The 24,243-nt window shown below is 42.0% G+C and carries 19 protein-coding genes, 2 tRNA genes and 3 rRNA genes; 14 read left to right on the top strand and 10 right to left on the bottom strand.

The window, feature by feature from the left end; translation table 11 throughout:
- Window positions 1-189 precede the first annotated feature (189 nt).
- From A9970_RS15305 to rrf, 5 genes are all read left to right on the top strand, one after another.
- Window positions 190-1,719, top strand: a 16S ribosomal RNA gene (locus A9970_RS15305).
- Between the two features lie 121 nt (window positions 1,720-1,840).
- A tRNA-Ile gene (locus A9970_RS15300) sits at window positions 1,841-1,914 on the top strand.
- Window positions 1,915-1,925: 11 nt separating this feature from the next.
- Window positions 1,926-1,999: transfer RNA gene (locus tag A9970_RS15295), tRNA-Ala, on the top strand.
- 229 nt (window positions 2,000-2,228) lie between these two features.
- Window positions 2,229-5,112, top strand: a 23S ribosomal RNA gene (locus tag A9970_RS15290).
- A 125-nt stretch (window positions 5,113-5,237) separates the two neighbouring features.
- Window positions 5,238-5,349: ribosomal RNA gene (gene rrf / locus A9970_RS15285) — 5S ribosomal RNA — on the top strand.
- Together the 16S, 23S and 5S rRNA genes with 2 tRNA genes alongside form the textbook arrangement of a ribosomal RNA operon.
- Before the next feature lie 75 nt (window positions 5,350-5,424).
- Here the strand turns inward: rrf and A9970_RS28505 are convergent.
- Window positions 5,425-5,625 carry a hypothetical protein gene (locus A9970_RS28505; protein ID WP_220801621.1) on the bottom strand — a complete coding sequence of 67 codons (201 nt, stop codon included), beginning with the start codon at window positions 5,623-5,625 and terminating at the stop codon, window positions 5,425-5,427.
- A gap of 332 nt (window positions 5,626-5,957) precedes the next feature.
- On the opposite strand from A9970_RS28505, the gene A9970_RS15275 reads away from it, so the two are divergent.
- Both A9970_RS15275 and A9970_RS15270 read left to right on the top strand, forming a co-directional pair.
- Window positions 5,958-6,848 carry a DUF4886 domain-containing protein gene (locus tag A9970_RS15275; RefSeq protein WP_259655407.1) on the top strand — a complete coding sequence of 297 codons (891 nt, stop codon included), beginning with the start codon at window positions 5,958-5,960 and terminating at the stop codon, window positions 6,846-6,848.
- A 7-nt stretch (window positions 6,849-6,855) separates the two neighbouring features.
- Window positions 6,856-7,356, top strand: a complete 501-nt coding sequence (locus tag A9970_RS15270) for a DinB family protein (RefSeq protein WP_182982904.1) — start codon at window positions 6,856-6,858, stop codon at window positions 7,354-7,356.
- Window positions 7,357-7,432: 76 nt separating this feature from the next.
- On the opposite strand, the gene sucD is transcribed toward A9970_RS15270, so the two are convergent.
- On the bottom strand, window positions 7,433-8,305 hold the full coding sequence (sucD, locus tag A9970_RS15265; RefSeq protein WP_153847869.1) for a succinate--CoA ligase subunit alpha: 873 nt from the start codon (window positions 8,303-8,305) through the stop codon (window positions 7,433-7,435).
- Window positions 8,306-8,395: 90 nt separating this feature from the next.
- On the bottom strand, window positions 8,396-8,929 hold the full coding sequence (locus tag A9970_RS15260; RefSeq protein ID WP_182982903.1) for an RNA methyltransferase: 534 nt from the start codon (window positions 8,927-8,929) through the stop codon (window positions 8,396-8,398).
- A gap of 113 nt (window positions 8,930-9,042) precedes the next feature.
- On the opposite strand from A9970_RS15260, the gene rpsT reads away from it, so the two are divergent.
- Entirely contained in the window at window positions 9,043-9,297 is a 255-nt protein-coding gene (rpsT, locus tag A9970_RS15255) for a 30S ribosomal protein S20 (RefSeq protein ID WP_046671646.1), read from the top strand.
- Between the two features lie 147 nt (window positions 9,298-9,444).
- Here rpsT and A9970_RS15250 read toward each other — a convergent pair whose 3' ends face one another.
- Window positions 9,445-10,296: a DUF1080 domain-containing protein gene (locus A9970_RS15250; protein ID WP_182982902.1), complete on the bottom strand. Its 852-nt coding sequence runs from the start codon at window positions 10,294-10,296 to the stop codon at window positions 9,445-9,447.
- A 39-nt stretch (window positions 10,297-10,335) separates the two neighbouring features.
- Window positions 10,336-11,169: an AraC family transcriptional regulator gene (locus tag A9970_RS15245; protein WP_153847872.1), complete on the bottom strand. Its 834-nt coding sequence runs from the start codon at window positions 11,167-11,169 to the stop codon at window positions 10,336-10,338.
- Between the two features lie 433 nt (window positions 11,170-11,602).
- Here A9970_RS15245 and A9970_RS15240 point away from each other — a divergent pair, with 433 nt between their 5' ends.
- Window positions 11,603-13,099 carry a succinate CoA transferase gene (locus A9970_RS15240; protein WP_182982901.1) on the top strand — a complete coding sequence of 499 codons (1,497 nt, stop codon included), beginning with the start codon at window positions 11,603-11,605 and terminating at the stop codon, window positions 13,097-13,099.
- Between the two features lie 135 nt (window positions 13,100-13,234).
- Here A9970_RS15240 and A9970_RS15235 read toward each other — a convergent pair whose 3' ends face one another.
- Complete coding sequence (locus A9970_RS15235) at window positions 13,235-13,960, bottom strand: DNA alkylation repair protein (protein WP_182982900.1); 726 nt, start codon at window positions 13,958-13,960, stop codon at window positions 13,235-13,237.
- Window positions 13,961-13,976: 16 nt separating this feature from the next.
- On the bottom strand, window positions 13,977-14,474 hold the full coding sequence (locus A9970_RS15230; protein ID WP_153847874.1) for a DinB family protein: 498 nt from the start codon (window positions 14,472-14,474) through the stop codon (window positions 13,977-13,979).
- 317 nt (window positions 14,475-14,791) lie between these two features.
- Between A9970_RS15230 and A9970_RS15225 the strand changes: the two genes are divergently transcribed.
- The 5 genes from A9970_RS15225 to A9970_RS15205 all read left to right on the top strand — a co-directional run bounded on the left by A9970_RS15225 (window position 14,792) and on the right by A9970_RS15205 (window position 19,834).
- Window positions 14,792-15,838: an alpha-L-fucosidase gene (locus A9970_RS15225; RefSeq protein ID WP_182982899.1), complete on the top strand. Its 1,047-nt coding sequence runs from the start codon at window positions 14,792-14,794 to the stop codon at window positions 15,836-15,838.
- Window positions 15,839-15,921: 83 nt separating this feature from the next.
- Window positions 15,922-16,329 carry an EthD family reductase gene (locus tag A9970_RS15220; RefSeq protein ID WP_182982898.1) on the top strand — a complete coding sequence of 136 codons (408 nt, stop codon included), beginning with the start codon at window positions 15,922-15,924 and terminating at the stop codon, window positions 16,327-16,329.
- Window positions 16,330-16,513: 184 nt separating this feature from the next.
- Window positions 16,514-18,904, top strand: a complete 2,391-nt coding sequence (locus A9970_RS15215; RefSeq protein WP_182982897.1) for a PDZ domain-containing protein — start codon at window positions 16,514-16,516, stop codon at window positions 18,902-18,904.
- Window positions 18,905-19,209: 305 nt separating this feature from the next.
- Complete coding sequence (locus A9970_RS15210; protein ID WP_182982896.1) at window positions 19,210-19,359, top strand: hypothetical protein; 150 nt, start codon at window positions 19,210-19,212, stop codon at window positions 19,357-19,359.
- Between the two features lie 43 nt (window positions 19,360-19,402).
- Entirely contained in the window at window positions 19,403-19,834 is a 432-nt protein-coding gene (locus A9970_RS15205; RefSeq protein ID WP_182982895.1) for a DoxX family protein, read from the top strand.
- Between the two features lie 87 nt (window positions 19,835-19,921).
- Here the strand turns inward: A9970_RS15205 and A9970_RS15200 are convergent, their stop codons facing one another.
- The 3 genes from A9970_RS15200 to A9970_RS15190 all read right to left on the bottom strand — a co-directional run bounded on the left by A9970_RS15200 (window position 19,922) and on the right by A9970_RS15190 (window position 24,233).
- Window positions 19,922-21,214, bottom strand: a complete 1,293-nt coding sequence (locus A9970_RS15200; RefSeq protein WP_182982894.1) for a hypothetical protein — start codon at window positions 21,212-21,214, stop codon at window positions 19,922-19,924.
- Between the two features lie 270 nt (window positions 21,215-21,484).
- Window positions 21,485-22,378 carry a discoidin domain-containing protein gene (locus A9970_RS15195; RefSeq protein WP_182982893.1) on the bottom strand — a complete coding sequence of 298 codons (894 nt, stop codon included), beginning with the start codon at window positions 22,376-22,378 and terminating at the stop codon, window positions 21,485-21,487.
- Window positions 22,379-22,400: 22 nt separating this feature from the next.
- Window positions 22,401-24,233 carry a RagB/SusD family nutrient uptake outer membrane protein gene (locus A9970_RS15190; protein ID WP_182982892.1) on the bottom strand — a complete coding sequence of 611 codons (1,833 nt, stop codon included), beginning with the start codon at window positions 24,231-24,233 and terminating at the stop codon, window positions 22,401-22,403.
- Between the last annotated feature and the right edge of the window lie 10 nt (window positions 24,234-24,243).

Here is a 24,243-nt window from a genome sequence, read left to right as displayed (position 1 = left end):
ATCGGAATATAGCGGATACGGAAGTTGAAGCGAGAAAAGTTCTTTAAGAAAACACAATCATGTAAGCGTGACGAGTAGACAAACGAAAGTCATGAACAAATTCAAGAATTAGTTCAATTCGATCCAAGATCAGAGATATAAAAAAAGAATTCTGATTATGTAAATAGTTGGAATCAAAAACTTCATTTTACAATGGAGAGTTTGATCCTGGCTCAGGATGAACGCTAGCGGCAGGCCTAATACATGCAAGTCGGACGGGATCCGTCGGAGAGCTTGCTCGAAGACGGTGAGAGTGGCGCACGGGTGCGTAACGCGTGAGCAACCTACCTCTATCAGGGGGATAGCCTCTCGAAAGAGAGATTAACACCGCATAATATATCTGACCGGCATCGGTTAGCTATTAAATATTTATAGGATAGAGATGGGCTCGCGTGACATTAGCTAGTTGGTAGGGTAACGGCTTACCAAGGCGACGATGTCTAGGGGCTCTGAGAGGAGAATCCCCCACACTGGTACTGAGACACGGACCAGACTCCTACGGGAGGCAGCAGTAAGGAATATTGGTCAATGGGCGGAAGCCTGAACCAGCCATGCCGCGTGCAGGATGACTGCCCTATGGGTTGTAAACTGCTTTTGTCCAGGAATAAACCTAGATACGTGTATCTAGCTGAATGTACTGGAAGAATAAGGATCGGCTAACTCCGTGCCAGCAGCCGCGGTAATACGGAGGATCCGAGCGTTATCCGGATTTATTGGGTTTAAAGGGTGCGTAGGCGGCCTATTAAGTCAGGGGTGAAATACGGTGGCTCAACCATCGCAGTGCCTTTGATACTGATGGGCTTGAATCCATTTGAAGTGGGCGGAATAAGACAAGTAGCGGTGAAATGCATAGATATGTCTTAGAACTCCGATTGCGAAGGCAGCTCACTAAGCTGGTATTGACGCTGATGCACGAAAGCGTGGGGATCGAACAGGATTAGATACCCTGGTAGTCCACGCCCTAAACGATGATAACTCGATGTTGGCGATAGACAGCCAGCGTCCAAGCGAAAGCGTTAAGTTATCCACCTGGGGAGTACGCCCGCAAGGGTGAAACTCAAAGGAATTGACGGGGGCCCGCACAAGCGGAGGAGCATGTGGTTTAATTCGATGATACGCGAGGAACCTTACCCGGGCTTGAAAGTTAGTGAAGAATGCAGAGACGCATTCGTCCTTCGGGACACGAAACTAGGTGCTGCATGGCTGTCGTCAGCTCGTGCCGTGAGGTGTTGGGTTAAGTCCCGCAACGAGCGCAACCCCTATGTTTAGTTGCCAGCATGTAATGATGGGGACTCTAAACAGACTGCCTGTGCAAACAGTGAGGAAGGTGGGGACGACGTCAAGTCATCATGGCCCTTACGTCCGGGGCTACACACGTGCTACAATGGATGGTACAGCGGGCAGCTACATAGCAATATGATGCTAATCTCTAAAAGCCATTCACAGTTCGGATTGGGGTCTGCAACTCGACCCCATGAAGTTGGATTCGCTAGTAATCGCGTATCAGCAATGACGCGGTGAATACGTTCCCGGGCCTTGTACACACCGCCCGTCAAGCCATGAAAGTTGGGGGTACCTAAAGCATGTTACCGAAAGGAGCGTGTTAGGGTAAAACCGATAATTGGGGCTAAGTCGTAACAAGGTAGCCGTACCGGAAGGTGCGGCTGGAATACCTCCTTTCTAGAGTATCGCGGATCGGTACTCGTCACGTTACATATGATTGCAAAAGAAGAAAACATCAGAAGAAAGTGCCCGCCCCGAAAGGAGCAGGACCGAGAGAAAGAGATGAACAAGATAAGCTAGTCCCGTAGCTCAGTTGGTTAGAGCACTACACTGATAATGTAGGGGTCAGCAGTTCAAATCTGCTCGGGACTACGAAAAAAAGAGGGGAATTAGCTCAGCTGGCTAGAGCACCTGCCTTGCACGCAGGGGGTCAACGGTTCGAATCCGTTATTCTCCACATCTCCGGGAGGAACATCGACAGATGCTCCTAAAATAAACCGGAAAAAGAGTTCTTTGACATATTGAAAGAGAAAAAAAATTACAAGAGAAGACAACAGTATAGAGACAATACGTGTATGTGTTTGAAGTAAGGGAGAGACCCTCGGTCAAGGCCGAACGATCCCGAACCTAGCATACGAGTATATATATCAAAAGCAGCCGCATAGTAGCAAAAGGCTATGCCGGTGAAGAAAGTAAATAAGGGCACACGGGGGATGCCTAGGCTCTCAGAGGCGAAGAAGGACGTGATAAGCTGCGATAAGCTTTGGGGATTGGCAAATGCGACTTGATCCAGAGATTTCCGAATGGGGCAACCTGACTATTTGAAGAATAGTCGTATAAAACGCGAACGCGCTGAACTGAAACATCTAAGTAGGCGTAGGAGAAGAAAATAACAATGATTTCCCAAGTAGTGGCGAGCGAACGGGAAAGAGCCCAAACCGATCATGTTACGGCATGGTCGGGGTTGTAGGACCACGAGATTGTACAGCGCTATGAACTGGAAGCAGGTGGGAAACTGCGCAATAAGGGTGAGAGCCCCGTACAGGTAAAGAATGTTGACATAGTGGTATCCTGAGTACCGCGGGACCGGAGAAATCCTGTGGGAATCCACCAGCACCATCTGGTAAGGCTAAATACTCCTGAGAGACCGATAGTGAACCAGTACCGTGAGGGAAAGGTGAAAAGAACCCCGAACAGGGGAGTGAAAAGAACCTGAAACCGTGTGCTTACAAGCGGTTGGAGCAGACAAGTTCTGTGACAGCGTGCCTTTTGCATAATGAGCCTACGAGTTACTCTTGTCTGGCAAGGTTAAGTCCTTCAGGGACGCAGCCGAAGCGAAAGCGAGTCTTAATAGGGCGCATAGTCAGATGAGGTAGACGCGAAACCTTGTGATCTACCCTTGGGCAGGTTGAAGTTGCAGTAACATGTAATGGAGGACCGAACCGATAAACGTTGAAAAGTTTCCGGATGACCTGAGGGTAGGGGTGAAAGGCCAATCAAACTGGGAAATAGCTCGTACTCCCCGAAATGTTTTTAGGAACAGCGTCGGCGTAGAGTTTGATAGAGGTAGAGCTACCGATTGGGTGCGGGGGAGTCAAATCCTACCAAATCCAGACGAACTCCGAATGCTATCAAATATAGCCGGCAGTGAGGCTTTGGGTGCTAAGGTCCAAGGCCGAGAGGGAAAGAACCCAGACCATCAGCTAAGGTCCCCAAATTCGTTCTAAGTTGAACTAACGAGGTCCGGTTGCCCAGACAGCTAGGATGTTGGCTTGGAAGCAGCCATTCATTTAAAGAGTGCGTAACAGCTCACTAGTCGAGCGGCCGGGCGTGGATAATAAACGGGCATCAAGAACGGTACCGAAGCTATGGATTTGTACTGAAAGATGTACATCTGGTAGGGGAGCATTCCATCGCCGGGGAAGCAGTTTGGCAATGAACTGTGGAGGTTATGGAAAAGCAAATGTAGGCATAAGTAACGATAAGGCGGGTGAGAAACCCGCCCACCGAAAGACCAAGGTTTCCTGATCAACGTTAATCGGATCAGGGTCAGTCGGGACCTAAGGCGCACCCGAAGGGGGCAAGCCGATGGACAACTGGTTAATATTCCAGTACTCTTCATAACTGCGATGTGGTGACGGAGTAGTGACACTGCCGCGAACTGACGGAATAGTTCGTTGAAAGGCGTAGGTATAGGGACGGTAGGCAAATCCGCCGACCCTGCTGAAACCCAATAGTACAGCAAAGCTCCGGTGGCGCTGATAGAGCAGGTAAACAGACTTCCAAGAAAACCCGCTAAGCTTCAGGTTATGAAGACCCGTACCGCAAACCGACACAGGTGGTCGAGGAGAGAATCCTAAGGTGCTCGAGTGAGTCATGGCTAAGGAACTCGGCAAAATGGCCCTGTAACTTCGGGAGAAGGGGCGCTGTCTCAGCGATGAGCAGCCGCAGTGAAAAGGCCCAGGCGACTGTTTAACAAAAACATATGGCTTTGCAAAATCGCAAGATGAAGTATAAGGCCTGACACCTGCCCGGTGCTGGAAGGTTAAGAGGGGATGTCATCGTAAGAGAAGCATTGAATCGAAGCCCCAGTAAACGGCGGCCGTAACTATAACGGTCCTAAGGTAGCGAAATTCCTTGTCGGGTAAGTTCCGACCTGCACGAATGGTGTAACGATCTGGGCGCTGTCTCAGCCATGAGCTCGGTGAAATTGTGGTATCGGTGAAGACGCCGATTACCCGCAACGGGACGGAAAGACCCCATGCACCTTCACTATAGCTTAACATTGAGATTGGGTACAGGATGTGTAGGATAGGCGGGAGATGTTGAAGTGGCTTCGCCAGGAGTCATGGAATCAACCTTGAAATACCGCCCTTTCTGTATTCGGTTTCTAACTCGGTATTTCCGAGGACATTGTTTGGTGGGTAGTTTGACTGGGGTGGTCGCCTCCAAAAAGGTAACGGAGGCTTTCAAAGGTAAGCTCAGTACGCTTGGTAACCGTACGTGGAGTGCAATGGCATAAGCTTGCTTGACTGTGAGACCGACAAGTCGAACAGGGTCGAAAGACGGACATAGTGATCCGGTGGTTCTGTATGGAAGGGCCATCGCTCAAAGGATAAAAGGTACGCTGGGGATAACAGGCTGATCTCCCCCAAGAGCTCATATCGACGGGGAGGTTTGGCACCTCGATGTCGGCTCGTCACATCCTGGGGCTGGAGAAGGTCCCAAGGGTTGGGCTGTTCGCCCATTAAAGTGGCACGCGAGCTGGGTTCAGAACGTCGCGAGACAGTTCGGTCCCTATCTGTTGTGGGCGTTGGAAGTTTGAGTGGATCTGACCTTAGTACGAGAGGACCGGGTTGGACAGACCTCTGGTGAACCTGTTATGCCGCCAGGTGTACGGCAGGGTAGCTACGTCTGGAATAGATAAGCGCTGAAAGCATCTAAGTGCGAAACTAGCCACGAGATGAGACTTCCTTATAGGGTCGTAGAAGATGACTACGTTGATAGGCCATAGGTGTAAAGGTTGAGAGACCAAAGCCAAGTGGTACTAATAGCCCGAAGCTTTCTCAAGCAGACAGACACTGTTGTCTTCCTCTTTAATTTTTGAAACAAACAGAAACGAACCTCTTTCAATAGCTATGTCATTTGGCATGAATAAGATGATATGAATATCATAGATCAACCAATAAAGATTTTTAGGTGCCTATATCGGCGGTGTCTACCTCTTCCCATTCCGAACAGAGCAGTCAAGCCCGCCAGAGCCGATGGTATTGCCGTAACAGGTGGGAGAGTAGGTCGGTGCCTTTTTTTACACGGAAGCCCTTGCTGGAAACAGTCAAGGGCTTCTTTTCGTTTAAATACTTCCGTATTTCCATGTACAGGCTATTGCCTATCCTCCGCATATTGGTTATCGCAGCACATGGCCGTTACACTTCCGCCACTGACCATCACTGCATATCCTCTGCACATTGGTATCGCAGCACATGGACGTCGGTGAGCCCGGTCCGTCGGAAGCTGTTGCGCAATTGTCGCTATCCTGCAACCGCAACTGTTACTGTGCTCAGTGGCATAATACATCTTCATAGTAGGCAGTCATGCAGTCATCACTGTGTTCCGGTGCTATGCTGCACTGTCGTAGCCAAGGGGCATTGTCATCCAAATACCCATCGATGGATTGTAGTCCAACCGGTAGCGGTCCTGCAGCCTGCACTGACGGTATCAAATTCCTATTACTTTTGACCTGTATCCTATAGCTGTGTATTAATTGGCCTTGCAGTAGCTACTCGTAATGACTGGATGTATATACTACCCAGATTCCTATCTCGATAGCTTACAGATGGGAGAAAATCTCCCTTTCTAGGTATATCATTCGTATTTCTACGAGATATTATCTAATTTAGTTGTTATTGCATTATATGATGATAAAAGTAAAACAGGTATTGGTTTTTGGTTTTTTAATCGTATTCTTTTTGAAGAATAATCGATTAAATGCGCAAAATAAATCTTTAGATGATGGTGTGCTACGAATATTGGCCATCGGTAATAGTTTCTCGGAAGATGCTATCGAACAGAATTTATGTGAATTGGCGAAAGCCGGCAAGAAAAAGATAGTGATCGGCAATCTCTATATTGGGGGAGCTCCTTTAAGTTTACATGTAAGTAACGCAAAAGAAGATAAGCCGGCTTATCGCTACCGCAAAATAAATCTTGACGGGCAAATGTCCGAGAAAGCGAATGAGCGCTTATCTGAAGCGCTTATCGATGAGGCTTGGGATTATATTAGCTTTCAGCAAGCAAGTCCGCTATCAGGAGATTATGACTCGTATGCGAAGGATCTACCGCCTTTATATGATTATGTGACAAAACATATTCTATTTCCTGAAACTAAGTATATATTGCATCAAACTTGGGCATATCAGAACGGTTCATCGCATGAAGGTTTTGTTCGTTATAACCGTAGCCAAGATAGTATGTATAGAGCTATTGCCAATACTTCGCAAGAGGTGTTTAACTGGGGTAATTTCGATCTTTTGATTCCTTCGGGTACAGCTGTTCAAAATGCGCGTTCGAGTTTTGTGGGGGATCATTTTACGCGTGATGGCTATCACCTAAATCTGAACTACGGACGTTTCGTTGCTGCCTGCACCTGGTATGAGGCATTATTCCATGAAAATGTACTGAACAATACTTTTTTACCGCTCAAGGTAACCTATGTAGAGGGAGAGATTGCGCGAGCGGCAGCACATAAGGCTGTGGAATTCCCCTATACTGTTACCGTATTAAAAGATTTTCAATTAATGAATTAGTATTTATATGAGTATCAAAAGGAGCTATTTGATCGAATTGGATCACGAAACAAAAAATACCAGACGCATTCTAGAACGGATACCGGACGATAAATTGGATTGGCGCCCACACGAAAAATCGATGAGTTTGGGCGAATTGGCCGCTCATGTTGTCGAGTTACATAACTGGGTACACAAGGCAATACCAAAGGACGTATTTGATTTTAAAGTAGATTATATGCCTCTCAAAGTATCCTCAGTAGAAGAGTTGAAAACAATCCTCACTCTTGGACTGGAAGAGAACAAGGCAACACTAGAGGATATCGCCGAATCGGATTGGTTTAATGAATGGGTGCTTAAAGCTGGGGACCATGAGATTGCCCGTTTGCCACGAGCTGGAGCGATACGTTTTATTGTCAATAATCATATTGTTCATCATCGTGGTCAGTTGACTGTTTATTTGCGATTATTGGATATTGCTGTACCGGGCTTATATGGACCATCGGCAGACGAAGCAATGTCTAGTTAATGTTGTCATCTAATTATTAGGTATAAAAAAAGGGAATCAAATTTGATTCCCTTTTTTTATATGCTCGATGGTCTAATTATTTAGCCAATTCTTCTGCGATTGCTTTTCCAATTTCAGCTGGAGATTCAACAACACGAATACCACACTCACGCATGATTTTCATTTTTGCAGCAGCAGTGTCATCTGCACCACCTACAATTGCACCAGCGTGTCCCATACGACGTCCTGGAGGCGCTGTTTGACCTGCGATAAATCCAACAACAGGTTTAGTACCGTGTTCCTTGATCCAACGAGCAGCTTCAGCTTCCATTCCGCCACCAATTTCACCGATCATGATGATCGCTTCAGTTTCAGGGTCATTCATTAATAATTCAACAGCTTCTTTCGTTGTTGTACCAATGATAGGGTCACCACCAATTCCGATTGCTGTTGTGATTCCTAATCCTGCTTTTACAGTTTGATCTACGGCTTCGTAAGTTAAAGTTCCTGATTTAGAAACAACACCCACATTACCTTTTTTGAAGATAAATCCTGGCATGATACCGATTTTAGCTTCGTCTGCAGTGATGATACCTGGGCAGTTAGGACCGATCAAACGAGAGTTTTTGTCGCTCAAGTAAGATTTTACTTGGATCATGTCTTTTGTTGGGATACCTTCTGTAATACAAACAATCACTTCGATACCAGCAGCGGCAGCTTCCATGATCGCATCTGCAGCAAATGCTGGAGGTACAAAAATAATAGAAACATTAGCTCCTGTAGTGTCAACTGCATCTTGCACAGTATTGAATACAGGACGGTCTAAGTGTTGTTGACCACCTTTACCAGGAGTAACACCACCAACTACATTTGTTCCGTACTCAATCATTTGAGTAGCATGGTAAGTACCTTCGTTTCCAGTGAAACCTTGAACGATTACTTTTGAATCTTTATTAACTAATACACTCATTTCTTCTTTAAATTTTGCACACAAATCTACTATTTTGCTTTCTAAAATGGAAGCAATGTGAATAGGAATGTGACCTTTATTGATAAATTTTTAATTGAAATTGCGTTTTTGGATAAAATCCCAAAGAATAATGCCAATTGCGACAGATACATTTAAGGAATGTTTAGTCCCGTATTGGGGGATTTCGATGCAGGTATCAATTTTTTCCATGACATTCTCATCTACTCCATTGACCTCATTTCCAAAAATCAACGCATACTTTTTGTCATTTTCTGGTTCAAACTGATGTAACATAACACTATCATCTGCTTGCTCGATGGCAATAATGACATACCCTTCTGTCCGAAGCTGATCAACAACAGCTGTGGTATCTTTGTGGTATTCCCAAGCGACCGATTGGGTTGCCCCGAGGGCCGTCTTTTCGATTTCGCGATGGGGAGGTGTGCCGGTAATGCCACACAAGTGTATTTTTTCAATAGCAAATCCGTCTGCAGTACGGAAGGCCGAGCCCACATTATGCATGCTCCGTACATTGTCCATAACGATTGTGATAGGAGTTTTTTCTTGTTTTTTAAACGATTCAACATCTGTACGTTGAAGTTCATCCATCGATAATTTTTGCATGTCGCAAATATACTAAACCTAAAAAATAAAATAGATTTTGAATATTGAAAATAAGGTGTTATTTTTGCAGTCCGAATTACAAGAAAAAATTGAATAAAAATTAGCTAAAAAAAATGGCAAATCATAAATCAGCGATCAAAAGAATTAGAGCAAACGCTACTAAACGTTTAAGAAACCGTTACCAAGCAAAAACTACACGTAACGCAATCAAAAAATTACGTCACACTACTTCTGCAGAAGAAGCAAAAACATTGTTACCACGCGTAATTTCTATGCTTGATCGTTTGGCAAAGAAAAATGTGATCCACAAGAAAAAAGCTTCTAACAACAAATCTAAGTTAACAAAATTTGTTAACGGTTTAGCGTAAGCTTTTCGTACAGATATAGAGGGGTACAGCTCGCTGTATCCCTTTTCTTTATGTTATATACTTTGGATTTCTCTTTCCAAGCGAATGGTAAATAAAAAAGCATCGGATATCGATGCTTTTTTATTTTAAAACTGACCTACAGTGTATTTATTGCTGCAAATTTGGAAGTAACTCAGCGATGATCTTTTTCAATTTGTTGGGATCTTTCATGTAAGGTTCTAAATCGTAAAGTTCCACCTTTTTGAAATCAATGGGATGACTCTCACTCTGAAGTGAAATAGTCCCCTTATTTAAAAGCTGACCATCTTTTTTCACTTTAGGATCGAAACCACTTACATTGCCGCCACCAATTTGGGGTTTATTATACTGTAATACGACCTTGTTTTCAAGGATATGCTGCACAAGAGAGTCTCCCAATACCAAAAAATCAGCAGTTACCCACTGATCTCCAGCATAGGTTTTTGATGTTGAGCTGATGCAATGCGGTGTGAATAGCTTATTGTCGATCACAACGTTTGTGCCTGGTGTACAAAGGTTACTTGTGGTCCGTTCGTCCTTGCCATTTCCACCCAACAGTTGCCCTTCTATAGATATCGGAAAGTCTTGATCCACACCCATAGTATTAGGATCCTGTCCATGTAGCATGGCTCCACTATTACGCCAAGCCCAACCTTCGCCACCATTTACCTGTTCACCGACAAATCTGTAAGTGACACGCAACAAATAAGCAGAGAATTCTTTATTGTAGAAGAGATGGCCATACTGAAAATTGAAATTATCATAACCATCATATCTTACCTTGAGTAAACCGTCTTCTACACGAAATGTATTTTTGTAATTATCCCCAACTTTGTGGTTTCTGATTTTTGGGGTCCAGTTCTTCAAATCTTTCCCATTGAATAACTGAATGGGTTTGGGTTTCTTATCTTGAGATTTGGCAAATAAAGAAGTGCTAAGCAATAAAATTCCAGCACTATAAATGATATGTTTGAATTTCATCCTGAATTAGGTTTATTGACCTAAATTAGGTAAACATTTTTAAATAAGCAATTCTTTTTGTTTGACATATTCGCTTGGACGGATACCGACGACCTTATTGAATGTGTTACTAAACGTGGGGAGGCTATTGTATCCAACTTTGAGTGCAACTTCATTTACACTTAGTTTTTCGTCTAAAAGGAGCTTAAGAGCGGTTAGCATTCTGAGGATCGTGTAGTACTGGATAAAAGACATATTTAATTCTTTTTGAAATAGCCTGGCTAATGTACGTTCACTAATGTTAAATAATCCGGCAAGTTTTTTAAAGCTGACATTTTCCTCTATATTCTCTTCGAGGTAAGTGACGATATCCTTTAATTTCTGGTGATTAGGATAAGGCAAGGCCAATGGAAGCTCATGTAGCGATAATTCCGGCAGGATAAGCTTAAATGCTGTAGCAATACTATATTTAGGTTCTTCGACCGGAAATATATTGCCATTCCAGCGGTTGGTAAACATAATCAGCTCTATCAAAAGATCATTTACTGGATAAATCCCCATTTTACTGTAGAAGGGTGCGTCATTATTGGCTTTGGGAAAGTACAAATTACGCATAACGACCTCAGGGGTACTTGGATGAATACTATGTTTTATGCCAGCAGGAATCCACAAATAATGACGGGCAGGTAGAAAATATGATTTTTCCTCTGTTTTAACAAATACGACACCACCTTCTGTATATAAAAATTGGTCCTTATCGTGGCAGTGTTCGGAAATATGATTCTCTGCAATAATAGCGTGGTGACAGTAAATGCTATCTTCAAATGAGTCTACTTCCGTCATATAATAGCGGTTGACATATTTAGCATCTGTCGTTATATCTTGTGTATTCATTTTAACCTATAATACTATATCACAAAGGTAAGACTTTTTTACTATACCCCACCTTTACTTCTTAAAAGTGAGTGTATGCTTACGTTAAAATGGCAATTAATCGACCGGAGAGTTAGTCTTTACTTACTTTGATTTTATCTTAATTATTGTAAGTTGTTTGCTATCAGTGTGATATATATTATCGATCAGTGTGATATAAAATATTTTTTTATTATGATTTGTTGTATATTTTTGATTTGTAGCGAGTTGTGACTTTTTAGTCTCGTTTGGATAATTTTGTGTCGAATGGTAATAAATATGCAGTTGAAAAAAATGCTAAAATTGTTTGGTTAAGAGGTTGGAAAATATAACAAAGAACTTTTCCAATAAGGGAAATATATAGGTTTCAATTTCTTAAGTTTACAATAATGGAATAAAATCAAACTATAACAATATGGCTTACGAAAGAATAAAAGTTCAAAGCTTACATAATAAAGTGATTACAGCGGAAGAAGCTGCTAAACTATTTCAAAACGGAATGGTCGTTGGGTCGAGTGGTTTTACTAAGGCTGGAGACAGTAAGGTTGTGTTACCTGCTTTGGCTGAACGTGCAAAAGTGGATCCATTGAAAATAACCTTGATTACCGGGGCTTCGTTGGGACATGGAACGGATGGTAAATTGGCGGAAGCGGGAGCACTATCTAAGCGGATGCCTTTTCAGGTAGACCGTATTTTACGTAATAAAATTAATGCTGGAGATGTGCTGTTTATTGATCAGCATCTAAGCGAAACAGCCGAATTGCTGCACAATAAGAATTTGCCTCAGGTGGATATTGCTGTTTTGGAAGTAGCAGCAATAGAATCAGACGGAAGCATTGTTCCAACGACTTCTGTGGGAAATTCGGCGACTTTTGCTGCATTGGCTAAGCAGGTTATTTTGGAGGTAAATACTGCGATACCGATGACTATTAAAGGAATACATGATATTTACCAAGCGGAAGATTATCCTCGGCGTAATGTTATTCCAATCGTTGCTCCTGAAAATAAAATTGGGCGTAAAACTATTCCTTTGGATGCAAGCAAGGTGGTGGGAATTGTGTTTACGAATGAGCTTGATAGCCCAGCTGACATTGCTGAACCGGATACCAAAACTACAGCGATAGCGAAGCATATTTTACAGTTTTTCGAAAATGAAGTAGAGTTAGGTCATTTGTCAGAAAGCTTGATGCCTCTCCAAGCGGGTATTGGAAAAGTAGCTAACGCTGTTCTGACCGGATTTATACAGAGTAAGTTTCGTAATCTAACGATGTTTTCTGAAGTGTTGCAAGATAGTACCTTTGACCTTATCGATGCTGGAAAACTGGATTTTGCTTCTGCTTCTTCAATTACTGTTTCGGAAGAGTGTTATTCAAGAGTGTTCGATCATTTGGATCGATACCGTGATAAAATTGTATTGCGGCCACAGAACATTTCCAATACACCTGGACTGATCAAACGTTTGGGGATTATAGCAATTAATACAGCCATAGAGTTTGATATTTATGGAAACGTAAATTCTACCCATACGTCGGGAACAAATATCATGAACGGTATCGGTGGATCGGGTGACTTTGCACGCAATGCTTACTTGAGCATCTTTGTTACACAGGCAGCCTCTAAAGGGGATGCAATTTCTCATATTGTTCCTATGGTTTCTCACGTAGATCATACCGAACATGATGTCGATATTTTGGTAACAGATTATGGTTTGGCAGATTTGCGTGGTTTAGCGCCTCGTGAGCGAGCGAAAGTAATTATTGAGAACTGCGTACATCCCGATTATAAGGAGCAGCTATCAGACTATTATAACCGCGCTTGTGAAAGGGGAGGGCATACACCACATTTGCTAGAAGAGGCTTTTAGCTGGCATATTAATCTTCGTGAAAAAGGAACAATGAAAAAAGACCAATAACCGAGGGCGTGGTTACATATGGACTAAAGGTATAAAGAAAGGCGCGGTTTAATTGTAGACTTCGCCTTTCTTGATGTATAACTATCGCAAAGAAACGCATTCATTTCATTGATTATGATGAACCATTGTGGCTTCCTACTGGATCTGTTTAGCCTCCAATTTGTGGCGAATGAGACCAATGGTAATTTTTGTCCGAAACCATTGTTTGGTTTCTGGCGATTCAATTGCTTTACTGGAGCAGGCGACAAGTTCGGGGTAGAATTTTGCTATTGTTTTAGCCCCCCAGCCAATTCCTTTCTTCACGTGGAAATCTGTCTTATTGGATAGTGAAACCAACAGCTTCAACAAAGTGTCTACGCATGTGGCTGGTAGTCCCTTTTTTATAGCATAGTGCGTAGCTACACCAATGGTACGGAGAATCCATTTATCAGGATGATGAGCTAATTCTTCTAATAATGGTATTGCTTTTTTAGGTGAAGTCAACAGCGCATGACCAAGTACGCGTTCGCCGATGATATCACATACGTACCATTGATTGCCCATGGTTATATAGATGCAGGCTTTATGGATAGATTCTTCAAAGTGTTCGGTGAGACGTTGCTGAAGAATTATTCCCGTTAAAACATAACTTCCCATTTCTGTTGTGGCAATGAGACGATCTGTCAAGTGTAACTGCTCGGCCTCAGGCACGAATAGCATAGTTTCCCTGGCAGCGAACTCCAGAAGTGGAAATCGTACTTTCTTTTTCAGTAAACACTCTTGTAAGCTTAATATAAGGCATTCAATACCGGATTGCTGTCCTTGCTGTTTCGCCGCTGCGACAATTTCTCGGATCTGTACTTTACTGGTAATTTGGTCCATAGCGCTGCTCGAATCCCTATTGTTGATCTTTATAGATATTCCAATAATTAAAGTCTGTCATTGGGGCATCCGTTATTCCAATAGCCCGGCCCATTGTAACGATCTGTCCCCTGTGATATGTTCCGTGAAGGATCAGCTGTTGTATGTATTCATACTTCGTGAAGTCGCATTGAAACCATGGTGATTCCACTTTGATATTTTTTTCAAGATCCAACTCAGATAGCTTGTGTATATAATCCACAAGTTGAACTGAACTTCTTCTTAGTGCTTCAAATATTTCTTCTTTTGTGGTTCGCTTTTTTTCAAAATCAAAATCATTGCTTTCTGCAATGTGGCTCCACCAATATTCCTGTGTCTGCAAGATGTGGTTTAAAGTTTTCAAAATGGTCGGGAAGCTTGAAGGTACCTCTTGGTTAAGTTGGTCGTCCGATTTATCAGCCAGCCAATTGATGTATTTATTAACGACCCAGTTGTTATACTCTGCGCTTTTTGTGATTAAGGTCTTTAAACTCATAATTTCAATCTATAGTATGGTTTTTAATGATATTTTTACTAAATATAAATCCTTTTTAAAAAGAATTTATATTAAATTTCATAGCAGATAGACTGTTTGATAAGCTGCTTTGGAAGTTTTCATTTTTTATAAAATTGTGACAGGTATAGCCCTGTACGCTAAGCGTAACTTATTTGAAATAAATAAAAAGTGTTGTTCATATTTTTTATATTTATTTTGCAATAGCAGAATGGTTTAGCATTTGCCGAATGCGCGTGAGATACCAATAGAATATTTGACAGCCGCTTGAGCTTGTTGGATTAACCAATTATATAAATATGATAAAAGCAACGCATTGTATTCTTTCTCTAATAGCCATGTTGTTTATGAACATGGGAAACGCCCAAGTTAATTATTTACAGGAGTCCAAAAAGGATTTTGATGAACGGATGCATTGGTTTAGGGAAGCAAAATATGGAATGTTTATTCATTTTGGACTTTATAGTCAACTTGGAGGGATGTATAAAGGGAATTCAACTAAAGGATATGCCGAGTGGATACAATCGGAAATGAATATTCCGAAGGCAGCATATTCGGAACTGATCAACACATGGAACCCTAAGGACTTCAATGCGGATCGTATTGTTCAATTGGCTAAGGATGCCGGAATGAAGTATATTGTCCTGACGACCAAACACCATGAGGGGTTTTGTCTGTGGGATTCCCCCTACACAGATTATGATATAGCTTCGACGCCAATGAAAGGAAGAGATCTCGTGCGGGAGTTGTCCACAGCTTGTAAGAAAGCTGGGATTAGATTTGGTACCTACTACAGTATTATCGATTGGCATCACGATTCGCAATATGTCGATCCCAATGGTAAAGGAGATTGGGGCCAGATCCTCATTAAGCCAGAACAGAAAGCCGCTTATATTCAATACATGAAAAATCAATTGAAAGAATTGGTTGTTAAGTATGATACTGACATCCTGTGGTTTGATGGGGACTGGGTGAATTGGTGGGATATGGCCGCAGGAGAAGATCTTTATCAATATCTACGCAAATTGAAGCCCTCTCTTATCATTAATAACCGCGTAGCAAAGCGTGATCAATTTAAGCGAGATTTTGGAACGCCTGAACAAGAACATCCTGGAGCGTTACTGGATTACGATTGGGAAGCCTGTTATACCCTGAACAATTCTTGGGGATATAAAAAATCAGATAATAATTGGAAATCTCCTACAGAAGTAAATACTAAGCTACGGGAGATAAATGAAAAAGGTGGAAATTTGTTGCTCAATATTGGACCTGATGCTGACGGAAATGTGCCGGTTGCTAGTAAAGATATTTTGTTGAAAGCAGCCGCAGAGCGCAAAAAGAACTAATCTAAGCAATATTCGCTGTTTATTGACTCATGGTAAATGTTTTTGGAAAAAAGAGTGTTATTTAATCTTACTTATCAACAAATATGAAAACAAAGATTATTTTAGTTATGGTTTTGATAACCACGCTGTTGGGGTTTCAGTGCAATGCAAAGGCAGATCCACCTTTTCATAAAAAAGGGATGATCAAGGTATCGATCTTTTATCGCAATGGACCTGGAAAGACATTTGATTGGGATTATTATCTCCCTAAACATATTGCGCTTGTCAAAAAAGTTTACGGTAAAGCACTGAAAGGCGTAACCATTGATAAAGGGTTTTCGGGACGTAGCTCAGCAGAAGGCCCGATCTATTTGGCCATTTGCCATTTGTATTTTGATTCTGTTGCGGCCTATCAGGATCCTTTAAAAGAAAATGGGAAAAAGTTTGCCGAAGATTTTCCAAAGTACACGAATATTACGCCAGAGGTACAGATCAGTGAAGTGATTCAATAGACCGTTCGTTAATTCGCCGAAATACTATTGTTTTGTGAAATATAAACCTGATCGAATGAAACACGAACTGAAAAAGTCGTTTGTGCATAGCAAACGACTTTATTTTTATGGACTTATAGACCTAACTATATAGCGGGTTTATAGTCGATGTAATCTAGCTAAAACTATATGAACGATTAAAATTATGAAGATATCTTGTATGCTATTTCCAAAATTATTATTTATTGGCCTTACCGGTGTCACTTCGCTTAGCGTGCGTGGGCAACAGTCTGGCTCGGTCAAACGTATTTATGTCAGTACAAAAGGAAGTGATAGAAACCAAGGAACTAAGGGAAGTCCCTATGCCACAGCTGAGGCCGCACTGCGATTAGTAGAAAAACAGAAACAAGGGAAAAATACACCGGGCATCGAAATCATCTTTATGGCAGGCACCTACCAACTGGATAAACCGATTGAATTGTCTGCTGGGATATCGGGTACAAGAAGGCAACCCTTGCGGATTAAAGCCGAGGATGGAGCACAAGTTACGCTGAGTGGTGCCAAATCGCTTAACCTCAAATGGAAACAGGGCGATCACGGTATTTGGGAAGCTAAGGTCCCAAGAGGAGTAAACTTCCAAAGTCTATATGCTAATGATAAGCATCTTGTCCGGGCACGTTATCCAAACTACGATCCCACTGTCTTGCCATTTCAAGGCTATGCTGCAGATGCATTAAGTCCCGAACGTGTCGCAACCTGGAAAAACCCTAAGGGGGGAATTGTACATGCTTTGCATGCTGGTCGCTGGGGAGGATTCCATTATAAGATTACCGGAAAAGATAGCTTATCAACAGTTACACTTGAAGGTGGACAGCAAAATAATCGTCCCAGCAAAATGCACGAGACCTATCGTTTTGTAGAAAATATCTTTGAAGAACTCGATACCTTTCAGGAGTGGTATTTGGATGAGGAGAAAGCACTATTATATTATATGCCTGCTAAAGGAGTTGATCCCAACCAGCTAAAGTTTGTAGCACCACAATTGGAAAATCTAATCCATCTTTCAGGTTCATCTTCCAGCCCAGTGCATGATATTGAGGTTAGTGGCCTTCGCTTCACGTATACTGCTCCTACCTTTATGAAAACAAGCGAACCACTCTTACGTAGTGATTGGACGATCTATCGACAGGGAGCCCTAAAGATTGAAGGTGCGGAAAACTGTATCTTCCGAGCGAATGATTTTATCGCTTTGGGCGGCAATGCAATATTTGTTAATAATTACAATCGCGGGGTCAAGATCGAAGGCAACCGGATTGAACAGATCGGTGCAGGAGCGATTAATTTTGTAGGAGATCCAGCGGCGGTACGCTCACCGGAATTTCGATATGAAAAATTTGTTCCGTTTGCCCAAATGGATACCATCAAAGGGCCAAAAACCGATAATTATCCTATGGATTGTGAGGCGAGTGACAATCTGATTCATAACATTGGATTGATCGAAAAACAAGTCGCCGGTGTACAGGTCTCCATGGCTGAATCTTTACGAATTTTGCACAATACCATTTACGATGTGCCTCGAGCAGGTATTAATGTAGGTGATGGTACTTGGGGCGGTCATGAGATAGCTTACAATGATGTTTTTAATACAGTCCTGGAAACCAGCGATCATGGAGCCTTCAACTCATGGGGTCGCGACCGATTTTGGCATCCTAATCGAAAGGAGATGGATGAACTGACGGGGAAACATCCCAATTTAATATTGTTGGATGCAGTCAAAACAACCAAAATTCATGATAATAGATTTCGCTGTGATCACGGTTGGGATATTGATTTGGACGACGGATCTTCCAACTATGAAATTTACAACAATCTTTGTTTAAGTGGGGGACTAAAACTAAGAGAAGGATTTTATCGCAAAGTGTATAACAACGTGATGATCAACAATGGTTTTCATCCGCATGTCTGGTTTCAGAATAGTCACGATGTATTCCGTAATAATATCGTGATGGAGTCCCATCAGGATATACAGGTCAAGTATTGGGGGGAAGAGGTAGACCATAATATCTACGGAAGGCAGGATGACCTAGACAAAGATCGGGCGAAAGGCATAGAAAAACATGGTCGTGTTATTCAATTGAACTTTACGAATCCTGCACATGGTGATTTCCGATTGAAGAACTGGAAAGATCAAGATTTTAAAAATTTTGACATGCTGCATTTCGGAGTTACCAGTAAAAGACTTAAAACTCTTGCCGCTAGACCTGAAATACCTCAGTTGATCCAATCCGAAGCAAAGGAGCAGGGGAGCAGATGGGCCTGGAAGTCGGGCTTGTTTAAATCAGTAGAGACTTTGGGAGAGCAGTCGGCTGCGGGCCTACCCTCGATAAGTGGTGTGCTGTTACTCCAGTTGGATGAAAAAGGCAATCTTTATAAAAGCGGTTTGCGTGTCGGTGATGTTGTGCTGAATTACCAGGGCGAGAAAATAGATCAATTAATAGACTTGCAACAAGCGATTAAAAAGCATGTACACGCAGACCAGCCGAAGGTGTTAATTTTTAGAAACCAACAGCAGCAGGAATTAAACCTGCAGCTGTAGCAAATTTTCTATAGGAGATTGAAATATAGCATTGTACTTTGGTTTGTTGATATGTGATATCGCTATTGTGAGGATTTAGCAGTAAACCAAGGCAGTTTTGATAGATCGATCTTCTTATGAGGACGCTTAGTTTTTGTTTATAATTTTTATTTCCATTGGGACTATTGAGCATCTTGGTCGTCATTATAACAGTGTGTTATCATTTAATGGAGTAGACACATGATATTAAATTCTTATTCGTATTAATTGATGTATAAGGCTGTACAGCACCCATGTGCTGGCAGCCTTATTGATTTAACTGTGCAATGGATTTAACCACAGGTGATCGCCGAACGCCGAGCGAGGAAGTGAAGGTACAACAGCGGTATGACAATGAGGAGGGTCTTTGTCGGTATGGGATGGTTGAAACAAGTTTCTTAAACTGGTTTAAGTTTGGACTGTTTTTGTTCTCTTAAATTTGATTTATATCGTTTACACCATATTTATATAATTTATACCATGTATAGTCAACTTTTTGTACGTATAGCTGTATCGACAGCATTTTTGTCTGCTGTTGCAGATCGTTTTGGGGTGTGGGGGGCACCGGGGGCATCACATGTTTCCTGGGGAAATTGGGCCAATTTTGTAGCCTATTCAAATACCCTTAATTTTTTTGTGCCCGAATCTTTCGGCAATATACTTGCTATCGGTGCAACATTATTAGAGGTTGTTTTAGCAATCCTACTGCTGATCGGCTATAAGCTGCGTTTTACTGCATTCGTTGCCGGGATTCTACTGATCAGCTTTGCGATAGTGATGACCCTCTCGTTAGGAATTAAATCGACGTTCGATTATTCAGTCTGGGTAGGAGCGGCTGCCTGTTTTCTACTGCGTACTGCCGATAACTTTCCCATTAGCATAGACCGCTATATTGAACTTCGAAAAAAGTAAATGGATAGATGATCTTCTCATTTTAGGAATAGATCTCAAAAATATAAAAATGCCGTTAAACGAGTTTGTTTAAGGGCATTTTTAGGATTACATTTCCTTTAAGTTTACCTCTTTCTTTTCACCGTCTTTGTCGATGGTAACGTGTTTCTCAACATTGGCCTTGTCGACATAAGATGATCTTGCCGTACCGTAATTTGTCGTGGAACCTGTATAACCCCAATAGTTATAATAATTGGTGTAGCCTGATACATAGGAATAGTTGTAAGAATTGGTGAAATCGAAGCTCGCCATAATCACGTATGCACCTGGCATGAGATCTGCAAATTCGAAATGCCCCTCATCATCATACACTTTTGCTTTTTTAACAGCATAGCCAAAATCAGGGTCTAATGGAACTTCCTGGACCTTTTTCTGTTTTCGGATCTTTTTATTGACTTCCAGCCATTCTTCGTAATAAGCAGAGTTGGCGAATAGCGTAATTTCTGTTCCTTTTGGAGCATATTGCTTTTTTGCAGTATTCACGAGCCCGCCAAGTTTTTTTCCGGAGCTAGATCGTGCGTAAGCCGTCCCGATAATAACACTGTTCCCTTGAGAAATCTGTCGGGCAGACTGTTCTTTGTTGAATCTATTTTTAATAGGTTGATAGTCCAGTTCTTCGTTTACGGTAATTTCCCACTTTCCGTTTCCCATGGACATTTCCCTTTGCCATAATCGGCGATCTTTCTTATCGATGACATAATTGTAGATGGCTCCGGTACTTTCTTCTAAAAGTGTAACCAGCCAACTGTCGTGCTTACCTGTTTTCGGGGAACCATAACTGTAGCTTTTTACTTCCTTAATGGTATAGTCTTCGACAAAAATGTCTGAATCACTATTGTAATAAAATTGCGGGATGCGCGCTTTATACCCGAGATCTAAAGGTAGAGTTGAAATCAGATGATCTGTCCAGTTAAAATCTACAAAAGGTCTCGTTGGCTGTAAGTTGATCTTTTTTTCCTTTTTAGTTTTCTTCGAGTAATAATTACCTGTAATTGTTTCTGCAAAGTTGAGGTTTACTTTTGTTTCCTTGCCATCGCTCGAGTAGCTGATGGACCGAAGTGTTTTTGCGTCGGCAATCGTCGTGCGGATCGAAGTCCATGCATTGTCTTTCGGAACATAGGTATTCGTTAAGGTTAACTGATTGTTGGCCGCTACAATATCGTAGGTCAATGATCCTTGTTTGTCCCAGGTGTTATCTTTAACATAATAGACCGTATACAGTGATTTTTCTGGTTTTATATAGTTGGTATTGATATCGCTGCTACCAGGGGTGACGGTCTTTTGACATAATCCTACGGCCGGAAGTAAGCTTACTCCCAAAACAAAGGCATATAATTTCATATATGTGAACTATAGTTAATGAAAAAACAAGTTGTTTTCTTGTTCGATTTATTTATCTAAGGTAATAAAAAAGTTTCTTATTTTTTACTGGGGATAGCTTCGTCGAATAGGCGGATGCTATAGCGGGAATTTGAAGTCGTACCCCTTTTGGAGCTTGTTCGAATATTGATGATATACTGATGAGAAAAATAAAACGGAGGTATTTCTACCTCCGTCATCGTGCCCTTTTGAGCACCAGTGATGATTAGAAAACAATCTTTGCGATTACGATCAATAGTTATCTTCCGCTTCTTTTTCTTTGTCAATGATAGAAGAGCGCATCCGGTAGACATTCATTTCACCTAGATGGGTATAACTTTTTCCACCGTTTTTAAGGATCATTAGACGGAAAAATTTGGACTTATAGTTTTTATCAAAAGCCAAACTTTGCTCTTCAGCAACATTTGATGTGGGAAGATTATCTTTTGATGTAAAAACTCTGGTCCACTGCTTTCCGTCTGAACTTATTTCTATTCCCCATTGTTTCGGACGCCCGGCTTCATCGCTATTATTTTGTCTGAAGAAGTATTTTATGGCGCCAATCTCTTCTTCCTGAGGGAAATTTAGTTGGATCCAGTGCGGAAGAGGGGCTGTATTTGCAGACCATGCGGTATGCCAATATGTATTTTTATCGCCGTCAAATAAATTCTTTTTGGGGCCCTCGCTGCTTTCCTGTGTATAGGTTTCTACTATATTATCGGTCACCTGTATTTTAGTTAACTCGTTCGGGAAATAGGTCACTTCCGAAGGCCTGACGATTGGCCTAACACTATTGCTGCTTATGATATCTCCACCAATGCTTGTTTTCTTGTCTTGATTGAACAATTGGACGTTGAAGACATATTCATATTTATTGATCAGCCCATCTATACGCATCGTGTCGGCAAAAGAACTTATATTGATTTTATAGATTTTATCGGGATCTTTTGATCCCGCTTTTTTATATGTAATCTGTCCATAAAGATAATTGTTGTCTGAAGGAAGTTTCCATTTCAGGAGAGTTCCGCCAATACGTGGTTCTGCTTCAACCGTAACCAGTTGTGGTGGTTTGGTCATTTTTATTTCTTCTTTTTTACACGCTATTGCTAAAAAGAGTAGAGCGAATATTCCGATAGTGTATTTCATCTTGTGCAATTCATTAAATTAATTAATAACCGGGATTTTGTACCAATTCCTCGTTTTTATTGATCTCTTCCTGTGGTATAGGCATTAAATAATTACGCTGACTAAAACTACGTGGAAAAACGACCGTCGTTATTTTGAAAAAATCTGTATCGGTAGCTCCTTGTATATTCATTCCTTTCGCCTGTTGGTTGAGGTATTGATCGGCGATCATCCAACGTCTTAAATCCCAGAAGCGATGGCCTTCCAAGTAAAGTTCAATGGTGCGTTCTTGTCTGACGATGGAACGTAGTGTTGCCTGATTATTTGCACCGCCAATTGGAGCCCATGCGACATCAATTGTTGGGATGCCCGCACGGACCCGAACGCGGTCAATATATTGTTTGGCAGTATTCAGATCCTGACCATATTCGATCAGCGCTTCCGCGTAGTTCAGGTACAGTTCTGCTAGACGTATCACCGGCCATGGATAATTGACGGAGACCTGCAGTCTGCTTTGGTTCAATTCAGGGGCAATACCTTTTTTGTTGAGATATCCTGTTGGTGAGTAGTTATTAGACCGTCCTTGGATACCGCAATTATCATTTTTCCTAAACTGAACAAGGATTTGATTGGCACTCCCCCTAACCACTTCATAGTAGCTGTTGTGATAGGCGATCCAGGCATTAAAACGCGGTTCTCTATTTAGATTTAACGATAATGTATTGCCATTTGGCGTACTTGTTACACCGTATCGTCCATTATAGTCATAATTGGGATCTTTGTCAATCGGTAAACCATTTTTACTATAAAAGGATTCTATCAGGGTGAGGGTCGGGGATACACCGTTATAGGACTCGCCTTGTGCGCCACTGAGAAATGGAGTAGATTTATTTTGGAAATCGTAAAGACCTTCCCGACGTGTTTCCGCCCAAATCACTTCCTTGGTATTGGCTTTGTCAATAAAAGTAAGGCGTAAGTCCTTTTCAATAGGATTGGCTGGTAGTGCTGTATTGTAGGTACTGTTTTTATACAGCGAAGACCCACTCTGTTCAGCTGCATCAATGGCTTCTTTAGCCGCTAGAGCTGCACGGCGCCATTTTTCTTTGTCGAAGGTTGTACTGATCAATGCTGTGCCATCCAAATTTTTGAAATCGGCATAGAAGCTCTGTTTATCACCTCCACCACCATTAAAGAGCGGTGAGGCTGCATAAAGCAACACTCTAGCCTTTAGCGACCTGGCAATAACCGAGGAAGCACGACCCCATTCATCCGCAGCTCGAAGAGCAGGTAACTGTCCAGCTGTCTCATCCAGCTTTTTAATAATAAAATCAACACAGGCATCATAAGGCGAACGTTTGGGATACGCTGAAGAAGGTGCATTGACATCAAACTCTTGGTCTGCAATAACAACTGGGCCGTACATGCGGACTAATAGGAAATGATAAAAGCCTATCAGGAAGTTGGCTTCAGCTTTATATTGTGCCGCCTCCTGTGGATCTATCCCGGGAACTTTATCTACATTGCGAATTAGGATATAGCATTGTCGTATTCCTTTGTAAAGGTTATCCCAGTAGGAAATGACAGGACTTGAGGCTGTATATTGTCCACGGGGAAATCGGGCGAAGGTTTCATGTTCAAAAGCAGTTGTTACTTCGTCAGAAGTCATCAAATCAATGGAAGATGTGCCTACACGTGAATTTGGAATCCACGCATAGCAGGAATACAAATAACCTTTGGCTGAATTTGGATCACGAAAGGCGTCTGCTTCCGAAGGACGTTCATCAGGGACGATATCCAAGAATTTACTGCAGGAAGTGGTGGTCAAAAAAGTCGCGCATGCGAATAATGCAAGGTAGCCTATATATTTTCTTTTCATCTGATAAATC

Source organism: Sphingobacterium sp. UME9 (genome assembly GCF_014170215.1).
Lineage (GTDB): Bacteria > Bacteroidota > Bacteroidia > Sphingobacteriales > Sphingobacteriaceae > Sphingobacterium > Sphingobacterium paramultivorum.
Note: the sequence above shows the minus strand (reverse complement) of the source record. Positions and strands in the feature narration are given on the sequence as shown.

Excerpts from the sequence above, each read along its gene's own strand:
- A9970_RS28505 (WP_220801621.1), bottom strand. The coding sequence starts at position 5,625 with ATGAAGATGTATTATGCCACTGAGCACAGTAACAGTTGCGGTTGCAGG.
- A9970_RS15275 (WP_259655407.1), top strand. The coding sequence starts at position 5,958 with ATGATGATAAAAGTAAAACAGGTATTGGTTTTTGGTTTTTTAATCGTA.
- A9970_RS15270 (WP_182982904.1), top strand. The coding sequence starts at position 6,856 with ATGAGTATCAAAAGGAGCTATTTGATCGAATTGGATCACGAAACAAAA.
- sucD (WP_153847869.1), bottom strand. The coding sequence starts at position 8,305 with ATGAGTGTATTAGTTAATAAAGATTCAAAAGTAATCGTTCAAGGTTTC.
- A9970_RS15260 (WP_182982903.1), bottom strand. The coding sequence starts at position 8,929 with ATGCAAAAATTATCGATGGATGAACTTCAACGTACAGATGTTGAATCG.
- rpsT (WP_046671646.1), top strand. The coding sequence starts at position 9,043 with ATGGCAAATCATAAATCAGCGATCAAAAGAATTAGAGCAAACGCTACT.
- A9970_RS15250 (WP_182982902.1), bottom strand. The coding sequence starts at position 10,296 with ATGAAATTCAAACATATCATTTATAGTGCTGGAATTTTATTGCTTAGC.
- A9970_RS15245 (WP_153847872.1), bottom strand. The coding sequence starts at position 11,169 with ATGAATACACAAGATATAACGACAGATGCTAAATATGTCAACCGCTAT.
- A9970_RS15240 (WP_182982901.1), top strand. The coding sequence starts at position 11,603 with ATGGCTTACGAAAGAATAAAAGTTCAAAGCTTACATAATAAAGTGATT.
- A9970_RS15235 (WP_182982900.1), bottom strand. The coding sequence starts at position 13,960 with ATGGACCAAATTACCAGTAAAGTACAGATCCGAGAAATTGTCGCAGCG.
- A9970_RS15230 (WP_153847874.1), bottom strand. The coding sequence starts at position 14,474 with ATGAGTTTAAAGACCTTAATCACAAAAAGCGCAGAGTATAACAACTGG.
- A9970_RS15225 (WP_182982899.1), top strand. The coding sequence starts at position 14,792 with ATGATAAAAGCAACGCATTGTATTCTTTCTCTAATAGCCATGTTGTTT.
- A9970_RS15220 (WP_182982898.1), top strand. The coding sequence starts at position 15,922 with ATGAAAACAAAGATTATTTTAGTTATGGTTTTGATAACCACGCTGTTG.
- A9970_RS15215 (WP_182982897.1), top strand. The coding sequence starts at position 16,514 with ATGAAGATATCTTGTATGCTATTTCCAAAATTATTATTTATTGGCCTT.
- A9970_RS15210 (WP_182982896.1), top strand. The coding sequence starts at position 19,210 with ATGGATTTAACCACAGGTGATCGCCGAACGCCGAGCGAGGAAGTGAAG.
- A9970_RS15205 (WP_182982895.1), top strand. The coding sequence starts at position 19,403 with ATGTATAGTCAACTTTTTGTACGTATAGCTGTATCGACAGCATTTTTG.
- A9970_RS15200 (WP_182982894.1), bottom strand. The coding sequence starts at position 21,214 with ATGAAATTATATGCCTTTGTTTTGGGAGTAAGCTTACTTCCGGCCGTA.
- A9970_RS15195 (WP_182982893.1), bottom strand. The coding sequence starts at position 22,378 with ATGAAATACACTATCGGAATATTCGCTCTACTCTTTTTAGCAATAGCG.
- A9970_RS15190 (WP_182982892.1), bottom strand. The coding sequence starts at position 24,233 with ATGAAAAGAAAATATATAGGCTACCTTGCATTATTCGCATGCGCGACT.